The sequence below is a fragment of the Enterococcus sp. 5H genome (assembly GCF_028128615.1).
Classification (GTDB): Bacteria; Bacillota; Bacilli; order Lactobacillales; family Enterococcaceae; genus Enterococcus_L.
The window spans coordinates 283,326-299,556 of the sequence record NZ_AMDP01000019.1; the positions used below are offsets into that span (position 1 = coordinate 283,326).

Below are 16,231 nucleotides of genomic sequence, written 5' to 3' on the forward strand. Positions count from 1 at the left end.
ATCCGATCTTCTAACATCGTAGAAGATCGGGTAGCTTTTAATTATTCAATCACCAAAACGCCATCTTTCAACGCGAATGGATTTTCCTTGTTAATATGATCGTAAAACATAACTCCATTCAAATGATCAATTTCATGCTGAACCACAATTGCTTCGTAATTTTTCAAACGAATTTTTTGTTTTTCACCAGCAATATCAACATAAGAAAGTGTAATTTTATTATGACGGACCACGTAACCAGGGACTTCACGATCAACAGATAAGCAACCTTCACCTTCGCCAAGGCAAGCATCCTGTACGGAATGGCTCAAAATTTTAGGGTTGTACATAACTGCGCTTAAAGTAGGTTCAGGATTTTCTAAATCTCCACTTGGTACATGTACTGCAATGATTCGTTTTGAAATATCTAATTGCGGGGCAGCTAAACCAACACCGCCTCGTAATGCTAATTCTTCTGCTTTGACAGGATCTTGACTATTTTTCAAGAACTCCATCATCTCTTCACCTAACTTGATATTCTCATCAGAAAGCGGCAACGCAACTTCTTCAGCAACTTCTCTAAGTGTAGGTTTTCCTTCACGGATAATATCCTCCATGGTAATCATAGGATAGTTCCTCCTTCAACTTATATTAAACGTCCAGATTTTCGAATCCAAAAAGATCAATCTATTCGTTGATGTATTTATTCGCTCATTTAGTTTATCATAAAACATTTATAAATGGGGATAAATTGTTCAAAAAACAAGCAAATCCTAACGTTTGGTCTTGCATTTTTAAGAGCTTTCCTGTAAAGTGTACCTGTATGGAAACGTACCGTCTTTTACTTGGTTGTGCGAGTCACCAACGCATTACTCAGTAGTGAGATGATTACTTAAAGAAGAGGTGAAAAACATGGCAATGTCTAAAGAAAAGAAAAACGAAATCATTAAAGAGTATGCTCGTCATGAAGGAGATACTGGTTCACCAGAAGTACAAATCGCTGTATTAACTGCTGATATCAACCACCTTAACGAACACGCACGCGTTCACAAAAAAGATCATCATTCTTACCGTGGACTAATGAAAAAAATTGGACACCGTCGTAACTTGTTAGCTTACTTGCGTAAAACTGACATCCAACGTTACCGCGAATTGATCCAACGCTTAGGATTACGTCGTTAATCAAACAAGGAAAAGCGAGATTCTTAATGAACCTCGCTTTTTAGCTTATTTAAAAGCGCAGGTTGAGTATCCTTAAAATACTAAAAAATAACTATCTTTGGAAAGTTTGAATGAATCTACTAACCAAATAAAAGGACTCAAATATTTGAATCTTTTCATTTGTTTAGTAGCAGTCTCGCTTTTCCGAAGAATCGAAGGAGAACAGATATATGTCAGAAAAACAAGTTTTCAAAACAACTTGGGGCGGACGCCCTTTACAAGTTGAAGTAGGACAATTAGCCAAACAAGCAAACGGAGCTGTTTTAGTTCGTTATGGCGACACAGTTGTTTTAAGTGCGGCCGTTGCTTCAAAAGATGCCCGTGATTTTGATTTTTTCCCATTAACAGTCAACTATGAAGAAAAAATGTACGCCGTTGGTAAAATTCCTGGCGGTTTTATTAAACGTGAAGGTCGTCCAAGTGAACGTGCAACATTAACAGCTCGTTTGATTGACCGTCCGATTCGTCCAATGTTTGCGGAAGGTTTCCGTAACGAAGTGCAAATTACAAACACTGTTATGAGTGTGGAACAAGATTGCACACCAGAAATGGCAGCAATGTTTGGTTCATCTCTAGCATTAGCAATTTCAGATATTCCTTTTGACGGCCCGATTGCAGGTGTTGATGTCGGTCGTGTGGATGGAGAATATGTCCTAAATCCAACCGTTGAACAAGCCGAGAAAACAGATATCGAATTAACTGTTGCTGGTACGAAAAAAGCTATCAATATGGTGGAAAGTGGAGCCAAAGAAGTATCAGAAGAAGACATGCTGGGTGCTTTACTTTTTGGTTTTGATGCGATTAAAGAATTAGTTGCTTTCCAAGAAGAAATCGTTGCCGCTGTCGGTAAAGAAAAAATGGAAATCAAATTATTACAAGTTGATGCAGACTTGAAAAAGGAAATCTTTGATGCATATTACGGCACAATGAAAGAAGCCGTTATGACCGAAGAAAAATTAGCGCGTGAAGTAAACATTGACGCTGTCAAAGACCAAGTAAAAGAAGCTTATGCTGAAAAATTTGCTGGACATGAAGATGAAGAGCAAGTAACTAAAGAAGTAAAACAAATCGCAGAAGATCTTGAAAAAGATGTTGTGCGCGAATTAATTACCATTGATAAAATCCGTCCTGATGGCCGTAAGTTAGATGAAATTCGTCCGTTGGCATCAGAAGTTGGTATTTTACCACGTGTTCATGGGTCTGGTTTATTTACCCGCGGACAAACACAAGCATTATCTATTTGTACATTAGCGCCGCTTGGTGAACACCAAATCATTGACGGTCTAGGTGTAGAAGACAGTAAACGTTTCATTCATCACTATAACTTCCCGCAATTTTCTGTTGGTTCAACAGGTCGTGCCGGATCTCCTGGTCGTCGTGAAATCGGTCATGGTGCTTTAGGTGAGCGTGCAATGGCGCAAGTTATCCCAGATGAAACAGATTTCCCATACACAATCCGTGTAGTTTCTGAAGTATTAGAATCAAACGGTTCATCTTCTCAAGCAAGTATTTGTGCCGGAATCTTAGCATTAATGGATGCGGGTGTGCCAATTAAAGCACCAGTTGCCGGAATTGCGATGGGACTTGTCAGCGATGGTGAAAATTATACAATTCTAACTGATATCCAAGGTCTAGAAGATCATTTAGGTGATATGGACTTTAAAGTTGCCGGAACAAAAGACGGAATTACAGCTTTACAAATGGATATTAAAATTCAAGGAATCACAGAACAAATCTTGACAGAAGCATTAACACAAGCGAAAAAAGCCCGTATGGAAATTCTTGCTGAATTAACATCAACATTGGCTGAACCACGTGCTGAGCTAAGTCAATACGCACCTAAGATTGAAATGATCCAAATTGCTCCTGCTAAAATCAAAGATGTTATAGGTAAAGGCGGCGAAACAATTAATGGTATCATCGAAGAAACTGGTGTCAAAATTGATATCGATCAAGATGGTAATGTAAGTATCGCCTCTGCTGATGCTGAGATGATTAAAAAAGCAATCAAAATTATTGAAGAGTTAACAAAAGAAGTTGAAGTAGGACAAGTGTACCTTGGAAAAGTTGTTCGTATCGAAAAATTTGGTGCGTTTGTTAACTTGATTAAAGGAAAAGACGGTCTAGTTCATATTTCTCAATTAGCTAATGAACGTGTGAATAATGTGGAAGACGTTGTAAAACTTGGCGATGAAGTTCTTGTAAAAGTTACTGAAATCGATAAACAAGGTCGTGTAAATGTTTCCCGCAAAGCATTGCTAACAGAAGAAAACAAAGAAAAATAATCAATAAAAACTGCGAGTCATCTAAAGAGTCGTTTAAAGCAGAGTGAGGATTTATCTTGCTCTGTTTTTTTGTGAAAAACAAGAATATTTAATAAAAAAATGTAAAGACGCACCACAGCTCTTTTGTTTGCCTTAAATTAGTGGTAAAATTATTGCTATCAGTCTAAAGATTATTCGGGGTGTCGATGTGAAAAAATTTAATCCAAATAAAAATATAATTATTACGTTAATCGTTGTGATTATCGTGGTGACAGTTATCAGTTTGACCGCTGCCCATCGAGCAAACAGCGGAAAAAACAATCTTGGTCAATCTGCAGTGAATGACAGTGTTAGTTTCATTGATAAAATCGTCTCATTTCCTGCCAAAGCGATTGGAAATGGGGTATCTTCAATCAGCGCCTTATTAAATACGTATGATGAAAATACACGTTTAAAAGAAAGAATTGATGGATACGGAGAACTAGCAATCCAAAACGATAACTTGAAAAAAGAAAACGAATCACTAAAAACAGAGTTAGACTTAAATGAAACGCTGGGCAATTATGAAAAAGTAACAGCAACTGTTGTAACACGTACACCGGATATGTGGCAAGATTTCCTAATTGTTGATCGCGGTACGAATGATGGTATTGAGCCGAACATGGCAGTGTTATCACAAAAAGGGTTAATTGGACGCGTGATTGAAGTTAACGCAGCCTCTTCAAAAGTAGAATTGTTAACATCTAAAAATCAAAATTCAAACCATTTTCCAGTAAAAATCACTTCAGAACAAGGCGATTCGTACGGACTTTTGAAAAGTTACGATGACAAAGAAAATATGATGATCGTTTCCCAAGTAGTTGGAGAAAAAGAGATCAAAGAAGGCGATGTTGTTCAAACATCTGGTTTAGGCCAAAACTCTCCGGCCAATTTGCCTGTTGGGATTGTCCAAAAAGTAAAACCTGACAGCTACGGCTTAGACAGAGAAATCTATGTTAAACCTTACGCAGATACATCTGATGTCCCAGTTGTTACGATTATCAAAAGGCTAGCTGGAGCGGGGGATTGAGAAATAAATGATACGGAAAGAAAATGTTAAATATTATGCGCCGGTTGTTTTCTTTTTATTGATGTTGATTGACGGACATCTGACCCAATCAGCACAACGTTTAACAGATAATGTTTATTTTGCAAGTGCTCATTTTATGTTACTGGCATTTTTAATGGCGATACCAAATCTATCTAAGCGTTATTTATTGATTACTGCATTGATTCTAGGAATGATTTGTGACAGTTATTATTTAGGTGTTATAGGCATCTATACGGTAGCTTTAACAGCGACGGTTATGATGATGTATCACTTTCAGAAAGTAGTACACACTAATTTGTTAACTGCTTTTTTCGGAATGATTATATTTGTGACGACATACGAGTTGATTTCGGTTGGTTTACAAGTTGTTTTCCATCTATCTAACGTTGCACCTTTATTATTTATCACGAGAGTTTTAGGACCAACTTTGCTCTTTAATATGTTAATATTTGTTATTTTTTCATATCCATTAAAGAGATTATTTGCTAATAAGTAATCTCTTTTTTACGTTTTTATTAAAAAAAGCACTTCCCTACATATGACGATTGTTATTTTAAAATCGTTATGAAACATTTTTGTAATCTCCCTTTTATCTGGATGACATACTGCTATGTTACAATTAAGCCGTTGTTGATTTAATCAAAAAATACTTAAAATCAATTTAAATACATAAATGTAAATTTCGGAGGAAACAAAATAGTGAAGAAAAATATAATATCAGCCTTGATGGTTTGTTCAGTTACGTTGACGTCAATTGCTTTACCGAGCACTGTAATTGCAGATGAATATGACACAAAGATTGACCAGCAAACTGAAATAATTAATGGATTGAAGACAAAAGAATCAGAAGCCGCTGCTAAATTAGCTACAATTGAATCTGATATGTTAACAACAGCAGCAAAAATTGATGAATTGTCTGCTAAAAAAGATGAACTTACAAAAGAAATCAAAGCATTATACAATGAAATTTCTGATTTGAACGTTCGTATTCAAAAAAGAGAAGTACAAATGCGCAATCAAGCACGTGATGTTCAAGTAAGTGGAGCAAGCACAAGTTATTTAGATGTCATTGTTAATTCTGAATCAATTGCGGATGCAATTAGCCGTGTGCAAGGAATTTCAACACTAGTTAGCGCAAATAATGACTTATTAAAGCAACAAAACACTGACAAAGAAGATGTAGAGAAAAAGTCAGACAGTGTTGAAACACAAATTTCTGTCTTGGAAACTTCTGAAAAAGAACTAACTAGACAACAAGATTCTTTGAAAACGTTGAAAATTGAACAAGAAGTAGCTAAGAATGAATTAGAAGCACAACGTTCAACTGAAGAAGACAAAAAATCTGATTATGTTGCTCAAAAAGAAGCAGCTCAGAAAAAATTAGCAGAAGAACAAGCAAAACAAGCAAAAGAATTAGAAGATCAACGCAAAGCAGAAGCTGAAGCAGCAGTGAAATTAGCAGAAGCTCAAGCAGCTAATCCTGGACTAGTAAGAACTAATGTTGTTAATACAGACGGTACAACAAAAGAGGCTGAACACTCAACTTCACAAAATAATAACAACACAGGCAGCAGCAGTATTGGCGGAAATGGTGAAGTGTCAGCTGCCAAGAAAAAGGCAGCACAAATTGCTTTAAATTCTGTAGGTCAAACGAATCCAACTGGTTGGGGTCAAAGCGGTGAATGTATTGTTGCCGTACAAAACTGGTTGAACGCTGCAGGCATTCGCTTTACACCAGGTGGTCCTCATAGCGGATATACTCAATCAGGAGCAGTCCAAGTTTCATGGTCTGATGTTCAAGTTGGAGATGTTGTTCAATATGAGAATTCTCTTAGTCCCGATGCATGGATGGATGGAGTTCATACTGTCTTAGTAGTAGGTGTTAATGGAAATTCTGTTCAGATTGTTGAGTCAAATAATCCAGCAGGTTCTGGTTATGTATCAACAACTACTGGATGGACACCAAGCCCATATGCGGCAAACTTCAGAGCAGTAGTATGGCGTTTCCCAGGATAAAAAATTAAAATAGTTTGCAATAAAATGTAGTAGTATTTTATTGCAGGCTATTTTTTTATGGGCAATAAGCAGCCAATTTATGTATAATATAAGCATCTATTTTAGATGTCATTTTTAACGGTTCAAATGAAATACTCCTGTAACATTATTATTATATGTATGACATCTGACTATGATACAATGACAACGTTGTTAATAAAAGAATGAAAATTACTCAAACGATGAATATATTATTAAGCAAAAGTCGGAGGAATGAATAGTGAAGAAAAGTGTTTTACCATTACTAATGATTTGTACATTAGCCCTTACATCTGTATCATTACCAAGCGTTGTATCAGCAGATGAAGTGGATTCAAAAATTCAACAAAAAGATCAAGCAATTAGCGGATTGAAATCTCAAGAAGCTGATGCTCAAAGCCAAGTGACTACAGTTCAAAATCAAGTAGCTTCAATTAATGAAAAAGCTCAAACTTTACTAACTCAACAAGGCGAATTAAGAAAAACATCTACTAATTTAGAAAATGAAATTTCTCAATTAAAAACACGTATTGAAAAACGTGAAGTAGCAATCCAAAATCAAGCTCGTGACGTGCAAGTTAACGGAAACAGCACAAGCTATATGGATGCAGTTTTGAACGCGAAATCAGTTTCTGATGCAATTACTCGTGTGACTGCAATGTCTACAATTGTTAAAGCTAATAACGATTTAGTTAAACAACAACAAGAAGATAAAGAAGCAGTAGAAGATAAAAAAGCTGAAAACGAAACAAAACTTCAAGAACTTCAAGAAAACCAAGTAACATTAGAAGCTCAAAAAGGTGATTTGGTTAAAGCAGAAGCTGATTTAAAAGTATTGCAAACAACTTTAGCTGCTGAAAGAGCAACAGCTGAAGATCAAAAAGCAGGTTTAGTACAAGAAAAAGAAGCAGCAGAAGCAGAACGTGCTCGTATTGCTGAACAAGAAAAAGTAGTTGCAGATAACGCTAAGAAAGCAGCAGCAGAAGCTGCAGCTGAAAAAGCTGCTGAATCTACAACAACTGCTACTGAACAATCAACTACTCAATCAACTGATCAATCATCATCTACATCTAATTCGAATAACGGAACTGGTGGAAGTACTGGCGGTTCTACAGGTGGTAACACTGGTGGCAATACTGGTGGCGGTGGTATTGTTACACCAGAACCAGAACCAACTCCTCCACCAACTGGTCAAGGTGCAATCGCAGTAGCGGCAGCACAAGTTGGCAAACCATATGTTTGGGGAGCTAAAGGACCTAGCAGTTTTGACTGTTCAGGATTAGTTTATTACTCATTTTTACATGGTACTGGACGTAACGTAGGTGGTTACACAGTAGCTCAGGAAAGTGCTGGTACTCGTATTTCTGTAGGAGAAGCTCAAGCAGGCGATTTATACTTCTGGGGTGCTCCAGGCGCTTCTTACCACGTAGCGATTGCTACAGGTGGCGGTGGATATATCCACGCTGGTAATGAAAGCACAGGTGTTGAGTATAGTAATGTTGGTTCATTCACACCAAGCTTTGCTGTACGTATGTAATCTAATTAAATGAATTGATAAGAGCCAGACTATTGTCTGGTTCTTTTTTTATCTAGAAAAAAGAAGCTTTAACAAAAAATGCCAAAGCTTCAAGTATTTATTTAATATATGAGTCAGTTAAGGTCATAAATTCATTTACATCTTTCACAACTTGGTCAATTCCAGCTTGCCAGAAATCAGGTTTAGTCAAATCAACCCCAAGATGTTTTTCCGCTAATTCTTCAGATGACATAGACGCTGTATCACGAAGTAAAGCAATATATTGATCTTCAAAATCACTACCTTGTTTATTTGCGTAAGCATAAATTCCCATGCTGAACAAGTAGCCGAAGGTATATGGGAAATTATAGAAAGGCACATCATCAATAAAGAAATGCAATTTGCTTGCCCAAAAATGTGGGTGATACGATCCCAAACTATTTTGATAACTTTCTTTTTGAGCTTCCAGCATTAAAGTAGTGATTTCATCTTCGCTTAATAATCCAGATTGACGTGCTTCATAAAAGCTCTTTTCAAAAATAAAACGAGCATGAATATTCATAAACATTGCGATAGCATTCTGCATTTTAGTGTCTAGCAAGTTAATTTTTTCTTCGGCTGTTTTTGCTTCTTTTAAAGTCGCATCCGCTACAATTAATTCTGCAAAAGTACTAGCTGTCTCTGCAACGTTCATCGCATATTCTCGGTCAAGAGCTGGAAGATCCCACATTACACTACTATGAAAGGCGTGGCCTAACTCATGAGCTAAAGTAGCTACTTCATTGATTGAATTACCAAAAGTCATGAAAATTCTAGATTCTTTTGTTTCTGGTAATTCGGTACAATAACCGCCGGGGCGCTTGCCGGGTCGATCCTCAGCTTCTATCCAACTTTTTTCAAAAGCTTGTTTCGAGAAATTCGCCATTTTTGGACTGAATTTTTCAAAGTTTTCTAAAATAAAATCAGCTGCTTCATCAAAACTAAATGATTTTTCTTGAAGATCTCCTAAAATAATTGGTGCATCTTGGTCTTGCCAATCCATTTTTTCTTTACCCATTAACTGGGCTTTACGTGTTAAGAAATCAATAAATGGCTGTTTATTTTTTTGAATAGTAGACCACATAACCTCTAAGGTTTCTTTTTTCATTCGGTTATAGTTTAAAGGTTCCTCTAAATAGTCGGTAACTCCGTGTAATTTGTATTGGCTTAAACGGAAACCGTCTAAATGATTCAACGTATCTGCTAGTAAAGGTGATTTTTCACTCCAAGCTTTTTCCCAATCAGCAAATAGTTGTGCTCTAACTTCTTTATCAGGATCACTCATCATGCGATTAAAAGCTTGACCCGCAGAAAGATTAGAGATTGATTGATCTTTTTCTTTAAATGGAATTGTAATACTAGCAACGATGGTATCGTAATGACTACTCCAAGCATTAAGACCGTCTAGTGATAAGGTATTAATAATATTTTCTTCTTGCTCGCTAAGTAATTTTTTTCCATCACGACGAATTTCACCTAAACGAAAAGCAATTGGCACAAAAGCCGGTAAGTTTAACAGTTCTTGCCAGTCAGTATCAGAGATTTCAGTTATTTTCTTAGTGAAAATAGTTTCTGCTAATTGGATTGCTGGTAGTAAGGCGAAAAGATTTCCAGCTAATATTTTGGCTTTTTTATCCTTCGTATCTGCTGAAGATAGCGCATTAATAAAGCTATTGCATTGTGAAAAGCCATCTGTTATTGTTTCCTGTAAAGCTAAGATCTGCTGCATTTCTTGATAGTTAGTGTCATCTTCTGGAGTCCATTGCTCGATTAATTGATGATAATTGTGGCTTTGCTCTTTTAATTCAGTCATACGCTGCTCAAGCTGAACTGAATTGCTGCCGCCAGGAAAAATACTATCTAAATCCCAAACTAGCGAATAAGTCATAAACGATTCCTTCTTTCTTAAAAAACTATTTCTTCTAGTATATCATAAGAAAAAATATTTGAGTGATTGTTTATTTTGAAAGAAAAGGCTAATATAATAGAAGAAACGAGGTGTTGAAGTGAAAAAATATTTGAAAAATAGTAATTTTTATATTTTGATCGCATTTTTGATTATGGCAATTTTATTTTATAGCTCCTCTCAAACGTATGAGCAGCAATCTCAAGTTGGCTTATTAGGAAAACTATTAAGTAGTCATCCATTCGAAGAACAGCTTAAAGGAATATCTTTTAACTATGCTGGTGATGAAGTAAGTATTAAAGCAAAAGGTTATATAAAATTTGTTGAATTCTTTATTCGTAAAGGAGCTCATTTTGGAACGTATTTTTTATTAGGCGGTAGTTGGTTTTTAGGCTTAAACTTAAAAATGAAACAACCATTGTTGGTGGGAGTTGTCGCATGGCTTACAGCAACAGGTTATGCTGGACTTGATGAGTTTCATCAAATGATGACAGGTGGACGGACACCACTTTTTCAAGATGTTATGCTAGATTCTATCGGTGCATTGACGGCAGTGGTCATTTGTTTAGTGGTTATAGGAATCAAAAAGTTACGGAAATAATAACTTAAAATGTGATGAGGAGTGTTTGGAATTACACTTTTCATCACATTTTATTTAATGGAAAAAATCAGTCTTAGGCTGGATGAAACAACAAGAGAAAAAAATTATGATTATAGGATAGGGCTAATTGTTTTAGAAAGGAGTAGTGTATGAAATGTCTTTGTAAATCGCTACTTACTCTTAGTTTCATTTTTTTCATAATTATTATTGGACTCAGAATTTATACGTACAATAATCTTTCAAGTTCTGCAGCTATTATTGACCAGTTTAATCCGCTAGTAAAAACAGAGAAAGTTTATACAAAAACTACTCAAACATTTGATCATAAATATCCTGATGCTGTTACTAAAATTGATAATTTTGCCTATGTTCAGACTTGCTACACAAGTAATGGTCAAAAGCGCAAATTGGCCTATATCTCGTTTGGAAAAAAACTGAAATCAAATAAGATCCTTGAATTAACGGTAAAAGGTCAAAAGGTAAAGGGTTGGCAAGAAATCAGCGTCCAGGATGTGCCTAAGCGAATTATTCCATTTTTATAATAAAAAAGAGAAAAATAGGTAAACATTCGCTAAATTTTAAATAATTCTCTCTATAATGTAATTTAGGGGAGGGGATATTATGGAAAAATTAGTGATTAATAAAAACCAATTAAGAGATACCGCAACACTATCTAGTTTGGGTATGCTGGCTTATCGTATTTTTACTGAAGTAGGATGTGTTAATATTCAGTTGTTAAGCGGTGAACAGGAAGAATGTACGATTCCATTTAAGGATGGAGAGATTTTTTCTTTACGTGATGTAGAATTATGTCTATCGATTGTTGGGTAATAAAAAAAGATGTGACTGGTAGATAACGCTTTGAATGGATAGCTTCATCAACGAAAACCACAATAAGCCAGTGTGAAAAAGTCGGAATCTTATAAAATTTTCTACCACCCGCTCAATGCGTTTTATGCATTGAGCGGGTGGTAGTCTAATTTCAACTATTATTTTTTAGAAAAAGAATACTGTCTCTCAATCTAGATAAGCCATCAATGAGTTTATTTTTAGAACAACCGATATTTAAACGCAAAAAGTTTTTGCCAGTCGTGCCATAAGTTTCACCAGCCATAATTGCAACTTTCCCATGATGAATAAGAACATCTTGAATTTCTTCCATTGAGAAAGGTAAATTTGAGCAATCAATCCAAAGTAAATAAGTAGCCTGCGCAGGAACAACCATCATTTCTGGTACATACTCTGCAATAAAATTTTCTACTCGCTGAACATTTTTCTCTAAATAATCATTTAACTGATCTAGCCAATAGCCACATTCATTATAAGCTGTAATAGTGCTTAGCATGCCAAAAATACTAGTAGAAGAAAGTCCATCACGATTTTTTAATGTTAGCAAAAATTGTTCCCGAAGTGCTGAATCTGGAATCATCAAATAGGATGCGATTAAGCCAGGTGTATTGAATGTTTTGCTAGCAGATGTACACAATGCAATATTTTTAGAATCAGATGTGGCACTAAAAATCGGTAGATGCTGTTGTCCTTCACGTAAAATATCCATATGGATCTCGTCAGAAATCAAAAAGACATCATATTGTTCACACAATTGGATTATTTGTTGTAACTCTGCTGCAGTCCAAACTCGCCCAGTTGGATTGTGCGGGCTGCAAAGTAAAAAAATTTTACAGTTGGGATGTTTTAATTTTGCCCCCAAATCATTAAAATCTATACTATAGTGATTATTTTGATAGAGTAAATTAGTTTCAATCAACGTCCGATTCTCAGCCTCAACCATTTTAAAGAAAGCATCATAAGCGGGCGTTTGGATAACTACATGATCGCCAATTTGTGATTTTAATTCAATTAATTTAGCAATCGAATAGATGACTGATGGACTATAAACAATCCACTCACTATCTACTTGATAATCGAACCTTTTTAAATACCATTTTTGGATACTTTCTTTAAAATCTGCATGATTCCAACGAGTATATCCAAAAACTGGGTGTGTAATTCTTTGCTGAAGTGTGGCAATGATTTCTTTTGGTACTGCAAAATCTGTATCAGATACGGTAAAAGGTAACAAATCTGCTTCGCCAAAACGATCTGCTACGTAATCCCACTGCGTACAAAATGTTCCTCTTCGATCCACGATTGTATCAAAATCTATTTTATCATTCATATGACTTTATCCTATCCCATCAAATTTTCTAGTTCATTTTTTACACTAGCCACTTGAGTACCAATAATAACCTGTAAATTGTTTGCATCTAGCTTGATAACACCTAATGCACCTAGATTTTTCAGCTCGTCTTCTTGTATTACCGACATATCATCTACAACTAGCCGTAAACGGGTGATACAGTTATCCAATGAGACGATATTGGTTGTCCCGCCTAAAGCAGCGAGAATGGATTGACCATCATAGTTACCACTTTTTTTATATGTCCGCTCTGTATCAGATGTGTCCTCTGCTGTTGCTAGTTCTCTACCAGGTGTTTTTAAGTTGAATTTTAAGATGGCAAATTTGAAGACGAAATAATAAACAGCAAACCAAAGTGCGCCAACGATTAAAACTAGATACCATTTTGTATACGTACCTTGTAAGACACCGAAAATCAGAAAATCTAGTACACCGCCGTCGGTATTACCAATTACAACTTGTAGTAAAGCCATCAGCATAAATCCTAAACCGGTCATAATTACATGGAAACCATATAAAACTGGTGCAATAAATAAGAATAAAAATTCGATAGGCTCAGTAATCCCAGTGACAAAGGCCGCTATCACACCTGAAATTAGTAAACCTTTAATTTTATGACGATTTTGCGGTAGAGCAGTCCGGTACATCGCTAAAGCAGCAGCAGGTAAACCAAACATAAATGTCGGCATTTTTCCTTGTGACAAGAAGGCAGTAGCTGCTGGACTAATAGGTGAGCCACTTTGTAACTGTGCATAAAAAATGTTTAAAGCACCAGAAACACTTTGCCCATCTACAATTTGCGTTCCACCAGCTTCAGTAAATCGAATCATCGAAACTAAAATATGATGTAAACCAAATGGCAGCAACAAGCGTTCTCCAGCACCGAATAGAAATGGTCCGAAAATGCCTGCTTTTTGAATCGCAAATCCCACACTATTGATTGCCATAGCGAAAACAGGCCAAATAATTGGGATCAAGACACCAACTATCGCCATGGTTAGTGAAGTAATAATTGGAATAAAACGAGCACCGCCAAAGAATGCAAAAGCATCTGGCAATTGAATCGTATAGAATTTATTGTGAAGCAAGTAAACAATAATCCCAACAATAATCCCGCCTAAAACCCCCATTTCCACTGACTGCATGCCAAGAACCATTCCTTGACCTGCTTCACGCAAATGATCGGGATCGGCTAGTTTTCCAGTTTCAGTTAAATAAAAATTAATCGATAAGTTCATAACCACATAACCAACGAAACCAGAAAACGCAGCTACGCCTTTTTCACTACGAGCTAACCCTAACGGAATTGCCATTGCAAATAATAAAGGTAAATAAGTAAAAGCAAATCCGCCGACAGTTGTCATAAACCGGAAAATCACTTGCAGCCAAGGTTGATCTAAAAACGGCAGCATTTCAATCGTTGAGGGACTAGAAAAGGAACTCCCAATTCCCAAAATTAACCCCATAAAAGCCAGCAAAGCGACTGGCAGCATAAATGTTTTACCAATTCCTTGGAAAAATTCCCAAAAACTAAATTTCTTTTTCATGTTAGTGCTCTCCTTTCCAATTAAGAAAAACTGAACTTAAGTAATAAAACGAGCTTGTTATTAAATTCAGTTTACGATTAAGCAATCGCGAAAACAAGCGCTTTCATAAACCTTGGAAGAGCGTACAAAAAATGTATGGTCTTTCATTTTTCTACATAAGTTTCAATATAGCGTAGGATCAATAACTCTAAAATAAGATGCATCGGAATTCTAGAACTCATGTCAATCTCACCATAATAGCCGTTAGCAACTTTAACATGAAAAACTAAAGAAGCAAATTCTTCCAGCTGATTATTTTTGGAACCAACAATGGCGATAATAGGTACTTGTTTTTCTTTTAGAATAGCTACATATTCTAAAGGTAAACTTGTTTCACCGCTGTAACTAACTAAAATTGCCAGATCATTTGAAGTTAAGTGTTTCGCAACAATTCTTAGTTCATCCCAGTCTTCACGAGCATTTGCTATTCTACCAGCAAAGGTCAATTTACGTGCTGCTTCAAAACAGCAAGAATAAGAACTGCCCACACCAAAAAATTCAACTCGCAGACTTTCCTCAAGTAGTTGTGCACCTAATTCAAGATTTTTCGGTTGAATCAACTGCAGGGTTTCGCTGATTTCACTTTGTACTCGATTTGCTAGTTGATCGAAATTTTGTGATGGCTCATAGGTTGGGTGTTGTTCTTCTTCTAATTGATGAATTAAGGCATATTTTAATTCTTGAAATCCAGAATAACCTAGAGCTTTACTTGTTCGGCTGATTGTAGCGGTTGAAACATAAAGTTTTTGCGCCACTTCATCAATTCGACTTTGTGAGAATTCTTTAGGGTAATCAATAATATAATCTAGCACTTGTTGTTCTAATCGGCTTAGCTGGTCCCGATATTTTTGCAGCTTTTTAAAAAACACATTCACTATGTTTCCCCCTTTATACAGGTATTTCATTCTATTAGTATAGCAAACTGCTAGAAGGAGAGTAAAGGTTGCAACTATTGCGAACAATAGTAGAATAAGAAGAAAGAGGAATGAAGTGGAGCAATGTAAGTCATATGCTAAATGAAGTGATTTGTTCTGCTTTAATATTAAGGAGGATATTTAATGGCAGGTCATAGTAAGTGGAAGAATATTCAAGGACGTAAAAATGCCCAAGATGCGAAACGAGGTAAAATTTTTCAAAAGCTGTCTAGAGAAATCTACGTAGCGGCAAAGGCTGGAGGAGCAGACCCAACAATTAATGCAGCGTTACGATTAGTGATGGATAAAGCCAAAGCAGCAAATATGCCGAATGATAACATTGATCGGGCAATCAAAAAAGCCAGTAGCGCAGGTGATAATGAACATTACGATGAAATTACGTATGAAGGGTATGGACCTGGTGGTGTTGCGATTTTGGTTTATGCTTTAACAGATAATCGTAATCGGACAGCCACCAATGTCCGCGTGGCTTTTACTAGAAGTGGCGGCTCGTTAGGTGAAACAGGCTCAGTAAGTTACATGTTTGATCGAAAGGGTTATATTGCAGTCGAGCGTGAAGGTTTGGAAGTTGATGAAGATACAATGTTTGAGAATGTGCTGGAAGCAGGTGCAGAAGATTTAGAAACATCAGCAGAAGTCTTTGAAATTTATACCGCATCAGAAGATTTTACCACAGTCAGAGATGCATTAGAAAAAGATGGGTATACTTTAGCTCAAGCAGAATTGACGATGGTTCCGCAAACTTTAGTTGAACTGGATAGTGCCAAACAAGAACAATTACAAATCTTGATTGATAAATTAGAAGAAGATGACGACGTATCAGAAGTTTTTACTTCAGCAGAAATGTAAATTAATTAAAG

At 36.2% G+C, this 16,231-nt stretch carries 15 protein-coding genes; 10 read left to right on the top strand and 5 right to left on the bottom strand.

Annotated elements, in window-relative coordinates:
* Positions 1–41: 41 nt before the first annotated feature.
* On the bottom strand, positions 42–605 hold the full coding sequence (gene def / locus C240_RS07350; protein WP_271493278.1) for a peptide deformylase: 564 nt from the start codon (positions 603–605) through the stop codon (positions 42–44).
* A gap of 286 nt (positions 606–891) precedes the next feature.
* Here def and rpsO point away from each other — a divergent pair, with 286 nt between their 5' ends.
* The 6 genes from rpsO to C240_RS07380 all read left to right on the top strand — a co-directional run bounded on the left by rpsO (position 892) and on the right by C240_RS07380 (position 8,125).
* Entirely contained in the window at positions 892–1,161 is a 270-nt protein-coding gene (rpsO, locus tag C240_RS07355; RefSeq protein ID WP_069663025.1) for a 30S ribosomal protein S15, read from the top strand.
* 209 nt (positions 1,162–1,370) lie between these two features.
* Complete coding sequence (pnp, locus tag C240_RS07360) at positions 1,371–3,485, top strand: polyribonucleotide nucleotidyltransferase (protein WP_271493281.1); 2,115 nt, start codon at positions 1,371–1,373, stop codon at positions 3,483–3,485.
* Between the two features lie 187 nt (positions 3,486–3,672).
* Positions 3,673–4,533: a rod shape-determining protein MreC gene (gene mreC, locus C240_RS07365; protein WP_271493284.1), complete on the top strand. Its 861-nt coding sequence runs from the start codon at positions 3,673–3,675 to the stop codon at positions 4,531–4,533.
* A gap of 7 nt (positions 4,534–4,540) precedes the next feature.
* Complete coding sequence (mreD, locus tag C240_RS07370) at positions 4,541–5,050, top strand: rod shape-determining protein MreD (protein WP_271493285.1); 510 nt, start codon at positions 4,541–4,543, stop codon at positions 5,048–5,050.
* Positions 5,051–5,253: 203 nt separating this feature from the next.
* Positions 5,254–6,570 carry a coiled-coil domain-containing protein gene (locus C240_RS07375; RefSeq protein WP_271493286.1) on the top strand — a complete coding sequence of 439 codons (1,317 nt, stop codon included), beginning with the start codon at positions 5,254–5,256 and terminating at the stop codon, positions 6,568–6,570.
* Between the two features lie 259 nt (positions 6,571–6,829).
* Positions 6,830–8,125 carry a coiled-coil domain-containing protein gene (locus C240_RS07380; protein WP_271493287.1) on the top strand — a complete coding sequence of 432 codons (1,296 nt, stop codon included), beginning with the start codon at positions 6,830–6,832 and terminating at the stop codon, positions 8,123–8,125.
* Positions 8,126–8,222: 97 nt separating this feature from the next.
* Here the strand turns inward: C240_RS07380 and C240_RS07385 are convergent, their stop codons facing one another.
* Positions 8,223–10,031 (bottom strand): M3 family oligoendopeptidase, encoded by a 1,809-nt coding sequence (locus C240_RS07385; RefSeq protein WP_271493288.1) that lies wholly within the window; start codon positions 10,029–10,031, stop codon positions 8,223–8,225.
* Positions 10,032–10,149: 118 nt separating this feature from the next.
* On the opposite strand from C240_RS07385, the gene C240_RS07390 reads away from it, so the two are divergent.
* From C240_RS07390 to C240_RS07400, 3 genes are all read left to right on the top strand, one after another.
* Positions 10,150–10,650: a VanZ family protein gene (locus C240_RS07390; protein WP_271493289.1), complete on the top strand. Its 501-nt coding sequence runs from the start codon at positions 10,150–10,152 to the stop codon at positions 10,648–10,650.
* A 149-nt stretch (positions 10,651–10,799) separates the two neighbouring features.
* Positions 10,800–11,192 (top strand): YxeA family protein, encoded by a 393-nt coding sequence (locus C240_RS07395; protein WP_271493290.1) that lies wholly within the window; start codon positions 10,800–10,802, stop codon positions 11,190–11,192.
* Between the two features lie 79 nt (positions 11,193–11,271).
* Complete coding sequence (locus C240_RS07400) at positions 11,272–11,481, top strand: hypothetical protein (protein WP_271493291.1); 210 nt, start codon at positions 11,272–11,274, stop codon at positions 11,479–11,481.
* 151 nt (positions 11,482–11,632) lie between these two features.
* Here C240_RS07400 and C240_RS07405 read toward each other — a convergent pair whose 3' ends face one another.
* From C240_RS07405 to C240_RS07415, 3 genes are all read right to left on the bottom strand, one after another.
* Positions 11,633–12,829: a MalY/PatB family protein gene (locus tag C240_RS07405; protein ID WP_271493292.1), complete on the bottom strand. Its 1,197-nt coding sequence runs from the start codon at positions 12,827–12,829 to the stop codon at positions 11,633–11,635.
* Between the two features lie 11 nt (positions 12,830–12,840).
* Positions 12,841–14,397 carry a maltose/glucose-specific PTS transporter subunit IIBC gene (gene malX, locus C240_RS07410; protein ID WP_271493293.1) on the bottom strand — a complete coding sequence of 519 codons (1,557 nt, stop codon included), beginning with the start codon at positions 14,395–14,397 and terminating at the stop codon, positions 12,841–12,843.
* 143 nt (positions 14,398–14,540) lie between these two features.
* Positions 14,541–15,311, bottom strand: coding sequence for a MurR/RpiR family transcriptional regulator (locus C240_RS07415; RefSeq protein ID WP_271493294.1), 771 nt, complete (start codon positions 15,309–15,311; stop codon positions 14,541–14,543).
* A gap of 183 nt (positions 15,312–15,494) precedes the next feature.
* On the opposite strand from C240_RS07415, the gene C240_RS07420 reads away from it, so the two are divergent.
* Entirely contained in the window at positions 15,495–16,220 is a 726-nt protein-coding gene (locus C240_RS07420; RefSeq protein ID WP_271493295.1) for a YebC/PmpR family DNA-binding transcriptional regulator, read from the top strand.
* Positions 16,221–16,231: the final 11 nt, after the last annotated feature.

What these genes read in the sequence shown, in the direction of transcription:
- def (WP_271493278.1), bottom strand. Translation starts at nt 605, where the DNA reads ATGATTACCATGGAGGATATTATCCGTGAAGGAAAACCTACACTTAGA.
- rpsO (WP_069663025.1), top strand. Translation starts at nt 892, where the DNA reads ATGGCAATGTCTAAAGAAAAGAAAAACGAAATCATTAAAGAGTATGCT.
- pnp (WP_271493281.1), top strand. Translation starts at nt 1,371, where the DNA reads ATGTCAGAAAAACAAGTTTTCAAAACAACTTGGGGCGGACGCCCTTTA.
- mreD (WP_271493285.1), top strand. Translation starts at nt 4,541, where the DNA reads ATGATACGGAAAGAAAATGTTAAATATTATGCGCCGGTTGTTTTCTTT.
- C240_RS07385 (WP_271493288.1), bottom strand. Translation starts at nt 10,031, where the DNA reads ATGACTTATTCGCTAGTTTGGGATTTAGATAGTATTTTTCCTGGCGGC.
- C240_RS07395 (WP_271493290.1), top strand. Translation starts at nt 10,800, where the DNA reads ATGAAATGTCTTTGTAAATCGCTACTTACTCTTAGTTTCATTTTTTTC.
- C240_RS07400 (WP_271493291.1), top strand. Translation starts at nt 11,272, where the DNA reads ATGGAAAAATTAGTGATTAATAAAAACCAATTAAGAGATACCGCAACA.
- C240_RS07405 (WP_271493292.1), bottom strand. Translation starts at nt 12,829, where the DNA reads ATGAATGATAAAATAGATTTTGATACAATCGTGGATCGAAGAGGAACA.
- malX (WP_271493293.1), bottom strand. Translation starts at nt 14,397, where the DNA reads ATGAAAAAGAAATTTAGTTTTTGGGAATTTTTCCAAGGAATTGGTAAA.
- C240_RS07420 (WP_271493295.1), top strand. Translation starts at nt 15,495, where the DNA reads ATGGCAGGTCATAGTAAGTGGAAGAATATTCAAGGACGTAAAAATGCC.